At 61.5% G+C, this 13,597-nt stretch carries 15 protein-coding genes; 8 read left to right on the forward strand and 7 right to left on the reverse strand.

The genetic code is table 11. The annotated features are described in order from the left end of the window. Positions 1-15: 15 nt before the first annotated feature. Entirely contained in the window at positions 16-771 is a 756-nt protein-coding gene (locus V8192_RS06180) for a hypothetical protein (protein WP_341632170.1), read from the reverse strand. Between the two features lie 119 nt (positions 772-890). Here V8192_RS06180 and V8192_RS06185 point away from each other — a divergent pair, with 119 nt between their 5' ends. Continuing rightward, the gene (locus V8192_RS06185) at positions 891-1,838 is read left to right on the forward strand and encodes a cation diffusion facilitator family transporter (protein ID WP_341632171.1); all 948 of its coding nucleotides are present in this window, start codon (positions 891-893) and stop codon (positions 1,836-1,838) included. A 58-nt stretch (positions 1,839-1,896) separates the two neighbouring features. Here the strand turns inward: V8192_RS06185 and V8192_RS06190 are convergent, their stop codons facing one another. Both V8192_RS06190 and V8192_RS06195 read right to left on the reverse strand, forming a co-directional pair. Beyond that, complete coding sequence (locus tag V8192_RS06190) at positions 1,897-3,159, reverse strand: aspartyl/asparaginyl beta-hydroxylase domain-containing protein (RefSeq protein ID WP_341632172.1); 1,263 nt, start codon at positions 3,157-3,159, stop codon at positions 1,897-1,899. Between the two features lie 82 nt (positions 3,160-3,241). Continuing rightward, on the reverse strand, positions 3,242-5,194 hold the full coding sequence (locus V8192_RS06195) for a TIR domain-containing protein (protein ID WP_341632173.1): 1,953 nt from the start codon (positions 5,192-5,194) through the stop codon (positions 3,242-3,244). A 231-nt stretch (positions 5,195-5,425) separates the two neighbouring features. Between V8192_RS06195 and V8192_RS06200 the strand changes: the two genes are divergently transcribed. The 6 genes from V8192_RS06200 (at position 5,426) to V8192_RS06225 (ending at position 9,792) form a co-directional block, all read left to right on the forward strand. Beyond that, positions 5,426-6,208 carry a hypothetical protein gene (locus V8192_RS06200; RefSeq protein ID WP_341632174.1) on the forward strand — a complete coding sequence of 261 codons (783 nt, stop codon included), beginning with the start codon at positions 5,426-5,428 and terminating at the stop codon, positions 6,206-6,208. A gap of 124 nt (positions 6,209-6,332) precedes the next feature. Further along, complete coding sequence (locus V8192_RS06205) at positions 6,333-6,584, forward strand: CsbD family protein (RefSeq protein WP_341632175.1); 252 nt, start codon at positions 6,333-6,335, stop codon at positions 6,582-6,584. Positions 6,585-6,881: 297 nt separating this feature from the next. Then, a complete protein-coding gene (locus V8192_RS06210) occupies positions 6,882-7,007 on the forward strand; it encodes a hypothetical protein (RefSeq protein ID WP_341632176.1) in 126 nt (41 codons plus the stop codon). Between the two features lie 122 nt (positions 7,008-7,129). Next, positions 7,130-7,837 carry a hypothetical protein gene (locus V8192_RS06215; RefSeq protein WP_341632177.1) on the forward strand — a complete coding sequence of 236 codons (708 nt, stop codon included), beginning with the start codon at positions 7,130-7,132 and terminating at the stop codon, positions 7,835-7,837. Positions 7,838-8,007: 170 nt separating this feature from the next. Then, entirely contained in the window at positions 8,008-8,502 is a 495-nt protein-coding gene (locus tag V8192_RS06220; RefSeq protein ID WP_341632178.1) for a YybH family protein, read from the forward strand. 54 nt (positions 8,503-8,556) lie between these two features. After that, entirely contained in the window at positions 8,557-9,792 is a 1,236-nt protein-coding gene (locus tag V8192_RS06225) for a carbohydrate porin (RefSeq protein ID WP_341632179.1), read from the forward strand. 132 nt (positions 9,793-9,924) lie between these two features. Here the strand turns inward: V8192_RS06225 and V8192_RS06230 are convergent, their stop codons facing one another. The 3 genes from V8192_RS06230 to V8192_RS06240 form a co-directional block, all read right to left on the reverse strand. Further along, positions 9,925-11,238: a PQQ-dependent sugar dehydrogenase gene (locus tag V8192_RS06230; protein ID WP_341632180.1), complete on the reverse strand. Its 1,314-nt coding sequence runs from the start codon at positions 11,236-11,238 to the stop codon at positions 9,925-9,927. Beyond that, a complete protein-coding gene (locus tag V8192_RS06235; RefSeq protein ID WP_341632181.1) occupies positions 11,235-11,684 on the reverse strand; it encodes a DUF2231 domain-containing protein in 450 nt (149 codons plus the stop codon). Before V8192_RS06235 ends, V8192_RS06230 begins: the two co-directional genes overlap by 4 nt. 150 nt (positions 11,685-11,834) lie before the next feature. Next, complete coding sequence (locus tag V8192_RS06240) at positions 11,835-12,392, reverse strand: nuclear transport factor 2 family protein (RefSeq protein ID WP_341632182.1); 558 nt, start codon at positions 12,390-12,392, stop codon at positions 11,835-11,837. A gap of 65 nt (positions 12,393-12,457) precedes the next feature. On the opposite strand from V8192_RS06240, the gene V8192_RS06245 reads away from it, so the two are divergent. Continuing rightward, positions 12,458-12,781 (forward strand): EthD family reductase, encoded by a 324-nt coding sequence (locus tag V8192_RS06245; protein ID WP_341632183.1) that lies wholly within the window; start codon positions 12,458-12,460, stop codon positions 12,779-12,781. Between the two features lie 91 nt (positions 12,782-12,872). On the opposite strand, the gene V8192_RS06250 is transcribed toward V8192_RS06245, so the two are convergent. Continuing rightward, entirely contained in the window at positions 12,873-13,442 is a 570-nt protein-coding gene (locus tag V8192_RS06250; protein WP_341632184.1) for a VOC family protein, read from the reverse strand. Positions 13,443-13,597: the final 155 nt, after the last annotated feature.

Here is a 13,597-nt window from a genome sequence, read left to right on the forward strand (position 1 = left end):
GTCTTCCGCCGAACTTCAGCAGCCGGGTTTCCCGGCCTGCTCCCTGTACCCGTTCACGTCGTTGCAGAGCACGGGGTGCAGTTCGACCACCTTCCTCTTCCGGACCGGGCCGTCGTTCGGATGGGGAAGCCCGTGACCCGTCTGGCCATGGAGGAAGTCGAAGAAGAGCACCCCTGTGACGGTGATTGGGATGTTTCGGGTGCCGAGCTCCTTGTTCATAGGCAGGGATTTGACGGCAGCCTCGAAATCCGTCCGGGATTCCTGGAGCTGGGCAAGGAAATAGGAGGGGCCGAAACTGTGACTTGCGCCAGGGATGCAATTGGGATCAGGGACCTCGACCACCATCGAATGGCCTGAAGCAGGGCTTTGAAGCAGAGCGTAAGGCGTCGTCGCATCGTCGGCGATCACGACGTGATAATCCCCGTCGGCATCGTGCTTGAAGCGTCTCAGGACCCCCGTGATCCGGTAGATGACCTTCTCTTCCTGCATCCGGCCGTCGGCATCGAGCGGCTGCGGCAAGAGCTGGTTGAGGTCGGCGATCGTGATGCCATTGACCGGCACCGGGTGGACGTGGGGTGCTCCTGCATCGCTGCCGTCCTTGACGTCCCAGCGTTCGGTTCCGCCGCAGCTGATTGCCGCCGCGGCATGATGGCGAACTGGATGATGCGCTGTCCGATGCCGGTGGGTGGTGTGCCGGGTTTTGGCCTCCGCAATCCCGGAACCCGCTCCAAGAAGCGCAAGCGCTGCGCCAAGACAGACAATTGCTCGCATGGCCGTTTCCCCCTGCCACCTGCCGAGCATCTCTGATGATACGCCAAAACGCAGTCCCAAGGAACTGGCGCCGCCAAGTGCCGGGGCAACGATTGGGCTGGGCGGCGGTTCTGCGTCCCATGGCCGAGCATTCCACGCGAACTGCCATCATCGCAGCGCTCATAGGCAATCTTCTCATCGCTGCCGCCAAGGGAATTGCAGCGACGCTTTCGGGAAGTTCGGCGATGCTGAGCGAAACCGTTCACTCGATCGTCGACAGCGGCAACGAGATCCTGATTCTCTATGGCCAGCACCGCGCCGCGAGGCCGCCTGATCGCCTCCATCCATGGGGCTACGGGCGAGAGCTCTATTTCTGGTCGTTCGTAGTCGCGCTCCTCATCTTCATGCTCGGCGCATGTGTCACGATCTACGGAGGGATCCAGCACATCCTCTACCCCGAGCCGATCACCAACCATGCCATGAATTTCGCCGTCTACGGCGTGTCGGCGGTGTTTGAAGGGATAAGCTGGTGGTTCGGCTGGTCGGCATTCAAGCGCGTGCGCGGCAACCGGCCCGTCCTTGCCGCTGTCGAGGCGAGCAAGGACCCGCCCAATTTCATGGTGCTGCTCGAAGACAGTGCCGCCTTGACGGGGCTGGCGATCGCAGCGCTCGCAACCGCGCTCAGCACGCCCCTCGACGCACCGTGGCTCGACGGCGCTGCCTCCGTCGTCATCGGCCTCGTCCTTGCCCTCGTGGCATTCATCCTTGCGCGCGAGAGCAAGGACCTTCTCATCGGCGAGCGGGCCCGGCCGCAGATTGCGCAGTCCATCCGCGATGCGGCCCAACATGAGCCTGGAGTTGTGGGGGTCGAGGGCATTCTTACGAGCCAGCTCGCGCCCGACCAGGTGATTGCAAATGTCGGGCTCGAGTTCGAGGATGATCTAAGAACACCCGATATCGAGCGGTTGATCGGGAGCCTCGAGACGAAGCTGCGCAAGAAGCATCCCGAGATCTTCCGGATCTTCGTTCGGCCGCATCCCCACCAGTATCAGAGCGAGGTCGGTCTCCTCGACGTGGGACCCGATTGAGGTTTTTCCTGCGGCGGACAGATCAAAGGCCTCTACTTCGCGACTTTCGCCCGCCGGCTTAGCTGCGTTCCACGTCGGCGGCTCCGTAGAGCGTGCAGATCATGTCTCGCTCATGATCGCTGAGATACGGGTTCCAGACATCGATGATGAGGACCGCGCGGTCCTGTTCGCTGCGGTTCCACGCCTCATGCTCGATCGTGTCGTCGAAAGCGAACGCCTCGCCCTCGACCCAGCTGCGGGTCTCGCCGCCGACGCGAAATTCGCATTGCCCAGGGACGATCAGCGGCAAATGGACGACACTGCGCACGTTGGTCACTCCGGTGTGCGCCGGGATATGGCTGCCGGCCTTCAGGATCGAGAAGAACGCATTGGGTCCGCGTCCCTTGATGTGGCAGATCGGAAGCGATTCAACCAAGGCCGCCGTGCGCGGCGCGCGAGCACAGGCCTGGTCGAACCGCTCGCCCTCTTTCCAGAGGTGAAAGGCGCTCCAGTCGAGCGACTTGTTCAATCCGGACCATTTGTTTTCCGGCACTCCCGGCGGGAGGGAAATGTAGGGCGTCAGCTCCTCGCAGGCTTCGGCGAGGATCGCCTGGAGCTCTGCCTTGATGGTGGCCGTCGCGGCTTCGAGCTCATCGAGCCAGGGGAATTGATCGCGATCGAAAAATTCGTCGGCCGGCAGAAACGGATAATGAAGACCCTCGCAATGGTTCGCATAGATGGGGCGCCGCCCGAGCCACGCATCGGCAGCAGTGCGCATCCGTCGCCGCTCCCGTTCACTTGCGCTGATGAGGTCGTCGGCAAGCGCCCGATCGATGGCGGCGACGAGCTTCTGCTGCTTGTCTCTCACATACTGGCTGGCATGATCGAGAACGGCCGCGAATTCGGGGGTTGGGTTGCGAATGCCCGACGACAGAGCAAGGACGGCAGCCCAATGCTCTGCTGCCGCCGCCTCTTGTCCCTCCCGTTCCTGAAGTTCCGCGAGGCGGACTAGCGCCAGTAGATCGGTCCGATCGATATCGAGCGTCTTTTCGAGCGCGGCCCTTTCGCGCTCGGCATCGCCCATGATCCGATAGGCTGCGGCAAGATTGAGCCAGTGCGACCGTTCTCGGGGGTCGCGTTTGCAGGCGATTTCGAAATGCATCGCAGCAGCCGGCGCGTCCTGCCTTGCAAGAGCATCGGCTCCAAGCCAGTTCCGTGCTGTTGGCTCTTCATTATCGAGCGCGAGCACCGCTTCGAAATGACTTCGCGCCTGGTCGGGAGCGCCGGCCTGTCTGGCACGCTGCGCTTGGGCCAGGTGTCGCTGAATGTCGTCGAGCGACATGGCCGGGATTCACGCAGAGAAGGTTCAGTCCGTCAAGCATCCGCGGCCGCTTTGAAAGACAAAGGCGAGCTCGGCGATACTTTCAGTTCCGGTACCTGGCCGCTTCAGCCTTGCAATTATAGCGTAGCTGCTCGTTGGTGCAGAAGTCCGGCCAGTAACCCGTGTCTCGCCAATAGCGCACCAGCCCGAGACGCGCGGCAACATGCATGAATCGCGGATCTGCGCGAACTGCGGCGAAGGACGGCCTGAAGAGGGCGGCCGTCTCGACGTGCGGCTGGAACGACGGGTCTTCGAGCAGTTGGTAGACCTGGTCGACGCGACCGAAATTGCCCAGGGCCACAAGAAGGTCGTTGCGCGCCGATGGGTCATTCAACGATTGATGGGCGAAAGCGGCAATCGCATCATTCACCTTCGCTGGGGTGGGATCGAGGCGCGCTGCAATGAGCTTTCGGTAGGGGAGCATCGCGGCATCGCTTGCGCTCTCGATTCGAGGCAAGTCACCAAGGGCCGCCCGCGCATCACCGAAGAAAAGCTGAAGGGTGAAGTCGGCGTCGGCAATCGCAGGATCGTTCGGCCACTTCTTTCGAGCCTCGGCAATGTCCGCCTGAGCCTTCGAGAATTGTCCGGAATAGACGAGCGCCAGGATGTACTCCGACCTCGTGTATGGCGAGACCGGTTCGAGTTCGACGCCTCGTTGGGCTGCCTGGACGGAGTCGGCCAAGCGCCCGACCGAGAGGAGCTGATTGGAAAGGTGCATCTGTATGCGCCCGTCGCCGGGGTCGATCTTTGCGCCTTGATCGAGAAGCTGCAGTGCCCGGAAGGTATCCCTGGAGATGAGGTGATATTCGGCATCGTAGCTCATGGCACTGTCGGGGTTGAGCTTTCGGGCCTTCGTGATGGTCTCGCGCGCGCTTTGGAGTGCAGCTGCGTAGGCGGCGGGCGAACTATTGCGAAGTCCCGATGCGATCCATGAGCGGATGAGCGCGAGATAGTCCCAGCCGCGGGGAAAGTCGGGGGCGAGTTTCGTCACCCGCTCGAACATCGTCACATAGTCTTCGTTTGAAATCTTGGTGTCCCCAAGTCCGCTACAGCCGCTCAGATACAGGCCCAATGCCGGCTGCGAGAGTCGTTTACTGCCGCCCCTTGCCTCCGTGAGGCAGAGCGCCGCCTTTGAAGCGGACGCGGATACTTCCGCCTTGAGGTCCGCTGCGGCCGCGTCGGCGACGCTCCAGTTCTCCGACCATAAAGTCGTGCGTCCGTCTTCGTCCGACAGCGTCAATGTAGCGTTCGCCCCGGGGCCGTGGGGATCGGTCGAAATCCTCATCGCGTAGTCTGAAGCAACCCCGCTCGAGTTCGCCGGCGCAATGACAGTGGCCCGGTCAAAGCGCCTCGGAAGGAAGGCCGCCATGTCCGCCGCCGCGACGTTCGCGTAGTCAGCTGCCATCGCCCGGTCGGGCGACTGGGGCGAGGGCAGGACGGCGATGGCGATTTGGCGGCCGGTCGACCAGGGCTGCCACAGCAACAGTGCGGCGAGGGCCGCGGCAGCGATCCCGATTGCGCCGCCAGCGATGCGTAACCTTGAGGCCAGTGTTTCCGAGCGGGCGCGGCTTGCCGTTCGAGGCACCGTGCGCTGCTCCTGGGGGAGATTGGCGAGCCTTGCGATCGCCTGTCGGATGCGATCCCCGGTTGGAGGATCGTGATGTCTCTTCCATGAGGGGAGCGCGATCGCCTGGAATTGCCGGAAGCCCAATGGCGGCTCGGTTCCGTCGAGTGAAAGTGGGATCAGCTTTCCAGCATCCCGACCAAACCCTGCCTCGTCCCGCACCCAGGCCGATTGGACAGATTCCGCCGACCAGAGCACAAGGACTGCATCGCAGTCCTTAAGCGCCTTCTCGATCTCGGATGAGAAGCTGGCGCCGCCGCCGATGTCGTCTTCGTCGCGCCATACGTCGTGGCCTTCACCCGCGAGCCACTCGGCGAGGCGCCGCGCCCTTGCCTCGTCCTTCCGGGAATAGCTCAGAAACAGCTTCGGCATGCCGCGCCCCCGTCAGCACCTGAGGCTGCCCTTCAACACCGGGCGATGCAAGCGTGCCGGGGATAGCCCGCTGCCATGCCGCGATATCAGCGCCCTATGAGAAGTCACTCGGCGGGCATTTTTCCGCACGTATCGGCGAGTTTCCAGTCTCCGGGCCAATGTCCGCTCTACACCCATTGCAGAGCTTTGGGCTCCTGTTAGGCTACCGCTCGTTGCTGCGGGGCATGTTCCATGCACTTCCACCTACCCAAGCCATTGCACGGCTGGCGCGAGTTCGCCGGCGAGGTTGGCATCATCGTTCTTGGCGTTCTGATCGCGCTTGGAGCCGAACAAATCGTCGTGACCGTCCATGAGCGTTACCTTGCTCGTCTGGCGCTGGATCACATCCGTACCGAGCTTGCTTACGATTCGGCGTTTGCGGTGGAACGCGTGGCAATCGGGGACTGCATGCGCTCGAGCTTCAGCGATTTGCGGAAGCGTCTCACTGCTGCCGGAGACGATTGGCCCGGCCTCCAGGGGACGCCGGTCACGGGAGCAGCAGATGCGCAGGCCGGATTCCTGTTCGCGGCGCCACCGCCAATAAATTCCCCGCATCGTCTGTGGCCGGTGAGCGCGTGGACGTCGGCGACAACGAGCGGCGTCCTCAATGGCGCGAGGAACCGTTTTTTCCATTACGCGGCCCTCTATGCGATGGTCGAATGGCTCGGCCGTCTCCAGGATCACGAGATCGCCGATTATTCGAGCCTCGTGCTGCTGGATGTGCCGCAGAAGCTCGATCCTTCAGCAAGGCTGCAGATTTTGCGAGATCTCGGCAGCGTCGACGCCGACAATGCGGCGATTGAACGCCTGGCGGCGGAGTTCGTCACCGCAGCGCGAAGAAACGGCATTCCGCCGGATCGGGCCTGGGTCGGCCGTGAACTGCGAGGGGAAGTTCAGACCCGCGGCAAATGCGTGAAACAGGGCGCGGATCTCGACGCTGCATTGGCCCGCGAATTCAACGCCGTGTCGCATTGAATAAATGCGTGAGAGCTTGGGGTCCGCTTGCGCCACTTGCAGCCCTCCAACGTGCGGACACCAGATTAGCGAACGAAGCGGTTGCTGGCGCGTTATCCTCCGCACTTGGTGAATGGAGGCTAACATGAGTGACCATGACCGCAATGACGACGGTACCACCGCCGGGATCGACGATGACCGGACTGAAGGGAGCCTCAAGCAAACCGGCGGAAAGATGAAGGAAGGCGCCGGCAAGCTCTTTGGCGACGAGAAGATGAAGAACGAAGGCCGGGCCGATCAGGCGGAAGGCAAGCTCCAGAATGCCTGGGGCAGCATGAAGGACAAAGCCCGCGAGACGCTCGGCGCAGACCGGGACGAGAAAGACGGCGACGCCTAAAGACGATATTTCGATCGATACCTGGCCCAGCCTCCGCGGCTGGGCCTTTTTTCTAAGTGAGAATCCTTCTTGTTCGCTGGTCGTGGAACCACGGCCGGTCGGATCGATTTTGATGCACATAACAGCGTTGGAGGGAAGCTCGTATGCGTTCCATGTTGCTGTGGTTTATCGGCGTCCCGATCCCGATCATTTTGCTTCTGGCGCTATGCACGCACCACTTTTGAGCCGCGTCCTCGCGACCCTCGGGTTGCGAGGCGTGACCCAATAAGTTGCTTTCCGGACAGTAGGGAGAAGGACATGGACCAGTTGGACTGGGTGATCATCGGCGTCGGTGCCTTCATCGCTCTCGTAATTGCGGTCTCGGCCTACGAAGCCGAAAAGCGGCTTAATCAGATCATCAAGCTGCTCGAGCGGCGGCCCTGAGGCCGGGAAGAAGCGGGCGCCAGCTTTTCACTGCGGGCATTGGCCCCGCAAAACCCGGGACGGTAGGGAACCCGCTGAGGCGCGATGCCCCGAGCGCCGGCCTCAAACGTGCAAGGTCGCGAATGACGAGCTTTGTCCATTGGCAAGAGTATCGCGGCATCGAGATCCTTCGGCACCGATCCGGCGCATATTCCTACACGACCGATCATGTCGCACTGGACGCCGACGGTTCTTTGTTCGCTTATCATCCTGAAAACATCGGCCGGGATGACCTTCACTTCGCCAGCTGGCCCAAGGGCGAGGAGGACTGGCGGTGGATCCTCGTCGCGGACCCGTCCGATCCTGACCGGCCCTATGTGCAGCGCACCGGGCCGGCAAAGGGGTACTTCCTTTCGATGACGAGCTTGCGCTCTGCGCAGGGTAGTCCGACCGACCCTGGAACCTACGTCGATAGCGAAGCCGTCCCTTACCTGGTGTTTCCCGGTGACTTCCTGCGGCTCGAAGAGGTCGGGGGCTTTGGCGATCTTGCGATGGCGCGCAACCTTGCGAACGGGCGCGAGAGCTGGGCGATCGTTGCCGATCAAGCGCCGGCTTCTCATCCCCTCGGGGAAATCTCGATGCGGCTGGCTGAAAGCCTGGGCGGTGTGAACGTCAACCCGCGCAACGGCGAGGGAATTGCTTCAGGGTTCGTCCAGTATCTTGTCTTTCCTTGTTCCCGCCTGGATCCGCCATGGCCGCAAAGTCTCGAAGCGCTCGCGAAAAGAGCGAACGAACTCTTCGGCGCCATCGGCGGCTGGCCGGACGTTGTTCGATCAGCAACGGAAGCCTGAGCGCTCTTCTGGCTGACGCTTCCTCCTCGCCGCGCGGAAACCATCCAGAACAGGCATGATGATCAGTGGTCGACGCGGCAGGTGAATCCCGGACGGATGTAACTTGTCCTCAAGTCCGGGCTGAACCAAGTTGCCAATATGTAACGTGCGTACTCAAGCAGGGGGTCAACATGCTCATGCGCCTTGGCCCGGTGACCCTAGTCACCGCCCTTTCGTGCTCTACCGCCTATGCCTCGGCCCATGAGGTGCAATCCCGTCTGGCGATCGCTTCGCAGATAAAGGCCGATGTCGCGGAGATAGTCGCAGGCATCAACACCAAGGACATCGACAAGGCGACGAAATTCGATGCCCCCGATCTGGTCTCGATGGAGAGCATGCGTCCGCCTTCATTCGGTGCAAAGGCCGACCGGGAGGGCCTTTCGATGGCGTTCAAATATGCGCCGAACTGGCACCTCACACTGATCGACGAGACGGTCGACGTCGCCAAGGCCGGTGACATGGCGATCTATCGCTCCACGTACAGGGAAGACAGTATGCGGGACGGCGTGCCCTATACCCACAAGGGCAATTACCTTGCCGGGTTTGAGCTGGATCCCGACGGCAAATGGCGGGTTCACTGGTCAGTCGTCTGCTGGCAGTCGGCGTCTCAAAAGAAGGTCGCGTAATCGAGCGTTCCAGCCTTCGCCCCCTGGCGGCTTCGACATGACGATGTCTGCTCCATGACCGTCAGCGCTAAGGAGTGCGTTCTCCCGGTGCTTGCGCTGCTTGCTCTTGCATTCGATGCAGCCCCTGCCGTCGCGGATCCTGTCGAGCAGCTTCCGACGCTTGCAATCGCCGGGCGTGAGACGTTCGACGCGTTTGTAGCGCCCGCTGGAACGGACAAGGGAACGGCCTTCCTCAACAAGATCCAGGTCTCGGCAACCCTTCGCGGTGATTCGCTGGGTTTGCGCGGTTGGAGCATGCACGCGCAGATCTTCCGCTTCGATGGCCAATCCTTGTCCAAGCGCCTCGGCGATCTGCAGACCGCCGACAATATCGAGGCTGTGCCGGTCACGCGGTTGTTTGAGGCCTATCTTGCAAAGCTCTGGGGCAGCGAGGAACGTTCCGTCGCTCTTCGCCTCGGACTAATCGACCTCAACAATCAGTTCGATTCCATCGACCCCGCCAGCGTGATGCTTAGCAGCTCACACGGCATTGCTCCCGATCTCTCGCGTAGCGGTCTTAACGGTCCGTCGATCTACCCGGTGACTGCGCTCGGATCGACGGTCACCTGGGTTCATTCGCGAAGCTGGACTTTCCGGCTTGGAATTTTTGATGGGGTAGCGGGAAGCCCCGGCAGGCCGCGCGCATTTGTCGCCGAGCGATTGAAATCGAAAGACGGTCTGTTCCTTATCGGCCAGGCCGACTGGCAGCTGTCGAAGAATGAACGGCTGGAGGCAGGAGTGTGGGACTATACGGCGCCGCGCCTCGGGCCAAGTGGGCGCAAGGCCCGCGATCATGGAGCCTATGCTTCCTACGAAGCACCGCTTCCTGTCCTCCCGCATCTCAACTTTTGGCTGCGTGCAGGCGTTGCCAACGGCGATGCCCAGCTTGTTGCCGGATATGTTGGCGGCGGCCTCGTGCAGAAAGGCACGATCCCGGGCCGCCCCGACGACAGGCTGGGAATTGCAATCGCGCACGCGATCCTTGGCGGCCCCGCCGCGAAGATCCTTTCCCTGCACCACGCGGAAACGAGCTTTGAGCTAACCTACCAAGTCAAGATCAGCGGGCGCTTCGTCGTTCAGCCTGACGTTGACTACGTCCGTCATCCCGCGGGCCTCGCCCGTGTTCGGGACGGTCTGGGCCTGGGTGTTCGGTTCGTTTATGCGGGCGCTTATCCAACGCGGATGGAAGCAAGCGATCCAGGTGACCCGACCATCCCGCCCGATGGAGCGCCGTCCGCTTCCGGCGACTGACCTTGTCCGGTTTGCAGCCCAATTGTCGCCGCTGCCGCAAGTGCCTGCTTCTTCCATGCAAGTCCGCCCATTCGGCCCGAACGAGCGCCGCCGCAACGGATTTGTTTGCGCGGCCCGCGAGAGCCCAGCACGCTAGCGCGCTGAAGCTGCACTCACGCGCCAAACGGTGTTCCCCGTATCATCGGCAATGAGCAGCGCGCCGGTTCGATCGAGCGCAAGACCTACCGGTCGGCCCCGCACCGTGCCGGCCTTCGTGCCAAGGAAGCCGGTAACCACGGGGACCGGCTTGCCGCTTGGCATTCCGCCGGCAAACGGGACGAAAATTACCTGATAACCATTGAGCGGACTGCGATCCCAGCTGCCGTGCTCGCCGATGAAGGCACCGCTCGCGAATTGCGGCGAGAGCGTTTCTCCGGGGCTGAAGGCTATTCCCAGCGCTGCAACGTGGGAGCTGAGGCCATAGTCGGGTTTGATCGCCTTTGCGACCATCTCCGGCTTTTGAGGATGGACGCGGATGTCCACGTTGCGGCCCCAGTAGCTGTAAGGCCAGCCATAAAAGCCGCCCGGCTGAATATGCGTCAGATAATCCGGGACGAGGTCAGGCCCGATCTCGTCCCGTTCGTTGGCAATGGCGAAAAGGGTGCTCGTTCCGGGCTCGAAGGCGAGGCCGGTGGGATTGCGCACGCCCGAGGCATAGATGTGCTTCCCGCCGGTATGCGGATCGACCTCGTAGATCGCCGCCCGTCCTTGTTCGGCGTCCATGCCGTTTTCGGTGATATTGCTGTTCGAGCCAACGCCAACATACAGCTTCGATCCGTCAGGGCTCGCGGTCAGCGACTTCGTCCAGTGATGGTTGATCGGGCCGGCGGGGAGATCGGTGAGGTGCACGGGCGGCTCGCTGATACGCGTGGCACCGGGCGTGTAGTGGAAGGCGACGATAGAATCCGTATTTGCAACAAAGAGCGTGTCACCGACAAGCACGACGCCGAAGGGCGAGTGCAAGTGTTCGATGAAGGCTGTTCGAAGGTCAGGCAGCCCGTCGCCGTTCGTGTCCCGAAGAAGGGTGATACGGTTGGCGCCTTTGGCCGCCGAGCCCGCCCGAGCCTTAACCTTGCCCTGGATATAATCCTTCACTCGGAAGGCGTTCGTTCCAGGACCGTTGCTCTCGACGACCAGGATGTCGCCGTTCGGAAGCGTGTAAACCATCCTGGGGTGCATGAACCCGCTAGCCAGTGCCTGGATCTTGAGGCCCGCCGGGACCGTGGGCGTCTCGCCGGCTTTCCAGCCGACTTGTTTAGGAACGCTCATTGGCGGAAGGAGATATTGTCGCGGCGCAGGAAGGTCGGGATTTGGACCATATTGCCGCTGGGGATCTCCGCCGTCTTGCGCGCATGCTGCGAGTGCCAAGATCGAAATAAAGAGGGCGCCGAAGCGATGAGCTCTCATGCGCCCTCTCCTTCAGGGATGGCCCGGGTGCCAGTCACGCTCCAGCCGCGAATTCCGACGATCAGCAGCAGAAGCGCCGAAATGCCTGAAAGCCATATTCCCTGCGGAACGACCGACGTCCACGCATCGCGGCTGTGAACGAAGGCGTTCACAAGCGAGAGCAGCGCGGCGATCGCAAGCAGAATGAAGTCTGGCCATGAAATCGGCCCGCCCGTTCCCACCACAACTTCGATCAGCAGAACGATCGCTGAAATGAGTGCGAAAACCAGTCCAAGAGCGATCAGCCATTCGGATGCATTCGACCACTGCATCAACGAAGTCTGCGAATACATGATGTCGCTCGGGAACGCCGCCATTAGCAGTACCCCGCCCAGCGAGACGAAAAACGGGTGCAGCAGCCAGCGGCGCCGGATGCGCCCGCGCCTCTCCTCCACCGCCTCGTTCATGCTTGTCCTCCTACGCGCAATGAGCGTCTCCTCCGGGATGCTTGCTGACTAACGCCCGAAAGCCTGGCTTCTTTCCGGGCGCATGATCATCGCCCTAAGCATGGGGGCTATATTCGGCCCAAAGCCGACATCAGCCCCCAGCGCGCATGCTCATCGGTTAGGATCAATTACCGGAGGCGGACCGAAGAAGCCCGTGACGCGGCGGATGAGCCCGTCTGGTGCAAGCTCGTAGAAGTCCATCCCTTGCGTTACCAGCTTGCCGCGGGCTCCCAGCAAGACCCAGCTCACCCGCATCGCACTGTGGTGAGTTTGCGGGGCGCTGCACCGGAACCGGGCGCCTGGATGGTGGCGCTGAAAACTAGCGATCTCGTCGCTCAGTGCGGCACGGCCCGTCACAAAGGTCGGGGCAGGGTCGTTATAAACGCCGTCGCGGGCGAACACGTGTTCTAGGAGAAGATCACGTTTCGTGCGGTCAGTTGTGTTCCACGCCGCACAATGGCCCGCGACCGCCTCAGCTGGTTTCAACTGCGCCGTCACACCGGCATTCTTTGCAGCTGCAGGTATTGCGATTGCGGACAAGCTATGAGCAAGATCATGTGCATGCTGTCTCGGCGTTTCGACCTGCGCGGCCCTCCGGAAACTCAACCCGAATAAGTAGTAACGTTTGAAGACGCGGACACTGGCGTCAAGCCAATGTCGGCTTTCCACCCAAAGCAGACATTGGCGGATTTTACGCTAGACTGTGGATCGCCACCATTAGCAGGAGTGTTGCCATGGCCAGCCTGAGCGTAGTCTATCCGCGATCGCCGGGTGCTACTTTCGATTATGATTATTATCGGACCAAGCATATGCCGCTTGTCGGGCAACGATGGGGAGACGCAGGCCTGACCGGCGGCGAAGCATTGCTCGGCAAGTTCGGACCGGATGGCTCCCAGGCGCCGTACTTCGCCATCGGAATAATTCACTTCGACACGAGCGATAGCCTGCGGGCGGCACTGGACGGCGAACATGCGTCGGAGGTGATCGGAGACATTCGCAACTTCACCGACGTCCAACCGATCATCCAGATCAACGAACGGTTCGTGCCGGAGATTTGAGAATACTGTTTTCACCGCAATCAAAGAATTGCTGAACGTCTGCTTTCGACCCGAAGCTGACGTTAGCGCGTCAGTCCAACCCGAGCGCCTTTCAGCTCATTCCGTGCGCTGCCGGGATAGGCGATGGAGAACCGGCGGGCATTGCGAGCAATGCTTCCTCGGGTTCGCCAGCCTCAAAGCGCGCGAGCAGCGCGTCCGGGTCATACATCACCCCGACAGGATTTTTCGCGAAGTCCGGCGTTCGCATGAGTGCCGCCGCTTGCTCAACCGTTCCGCAGTCCACTTGAAACTCCATCCGATTGCCATCGGGGTCCGCGTAGTAGACCGACAGCGTAGTACCGTGATGGACTGGCCAGTAGGGGGTTATCCCGGCGTTCTTTAGTCGGGCATAGGTGTTCATGAGGTCTCCAACGTTCGCATATGTGTACGCGACGTGATTGACGCCGATCTCACCTCGATCGTCGCGGGACTTGCCGCCGGGCTTCAGTATGTCGAGGTTGGCGAACGCGAAACGATGGTGTTCGTCGTCATAAGTGAGAAATGCAAGTGCGGGATTTTCGTACACGACGTCCGCCTCGAAGACGTTGCGGTACCAGGAAATCATCTCATCGAAACGCCGCGTCTGGTAGACGACGTGTGCGAACTTCACCGGCTTTACCATTGCTGCACCCCCCTCAAAAGGTGACTTGGTACGCAACTGGAACAGCGCGCAAACTGCGAAGACTTGCTCGCCAGCGAGCTAGTAGCAGCTGGCTCTGGGAACGTCACGAAATCCGTTGTCGGCGAATGTTCGCTTTCCGCCCATTGCGGACACCA

Origin of the sequence: Sphingomonas agri (assembly GCF_038148795.1) — a bacterium.
In the GTDB taxonomy this organism is placed as follows: Bacteria; Pseudomonadota; Alphaproteobacteria; order Sphingomonadales; family Sphingomonadaceae; genus Sphingomicrobium; species Sphingomicrobium agri.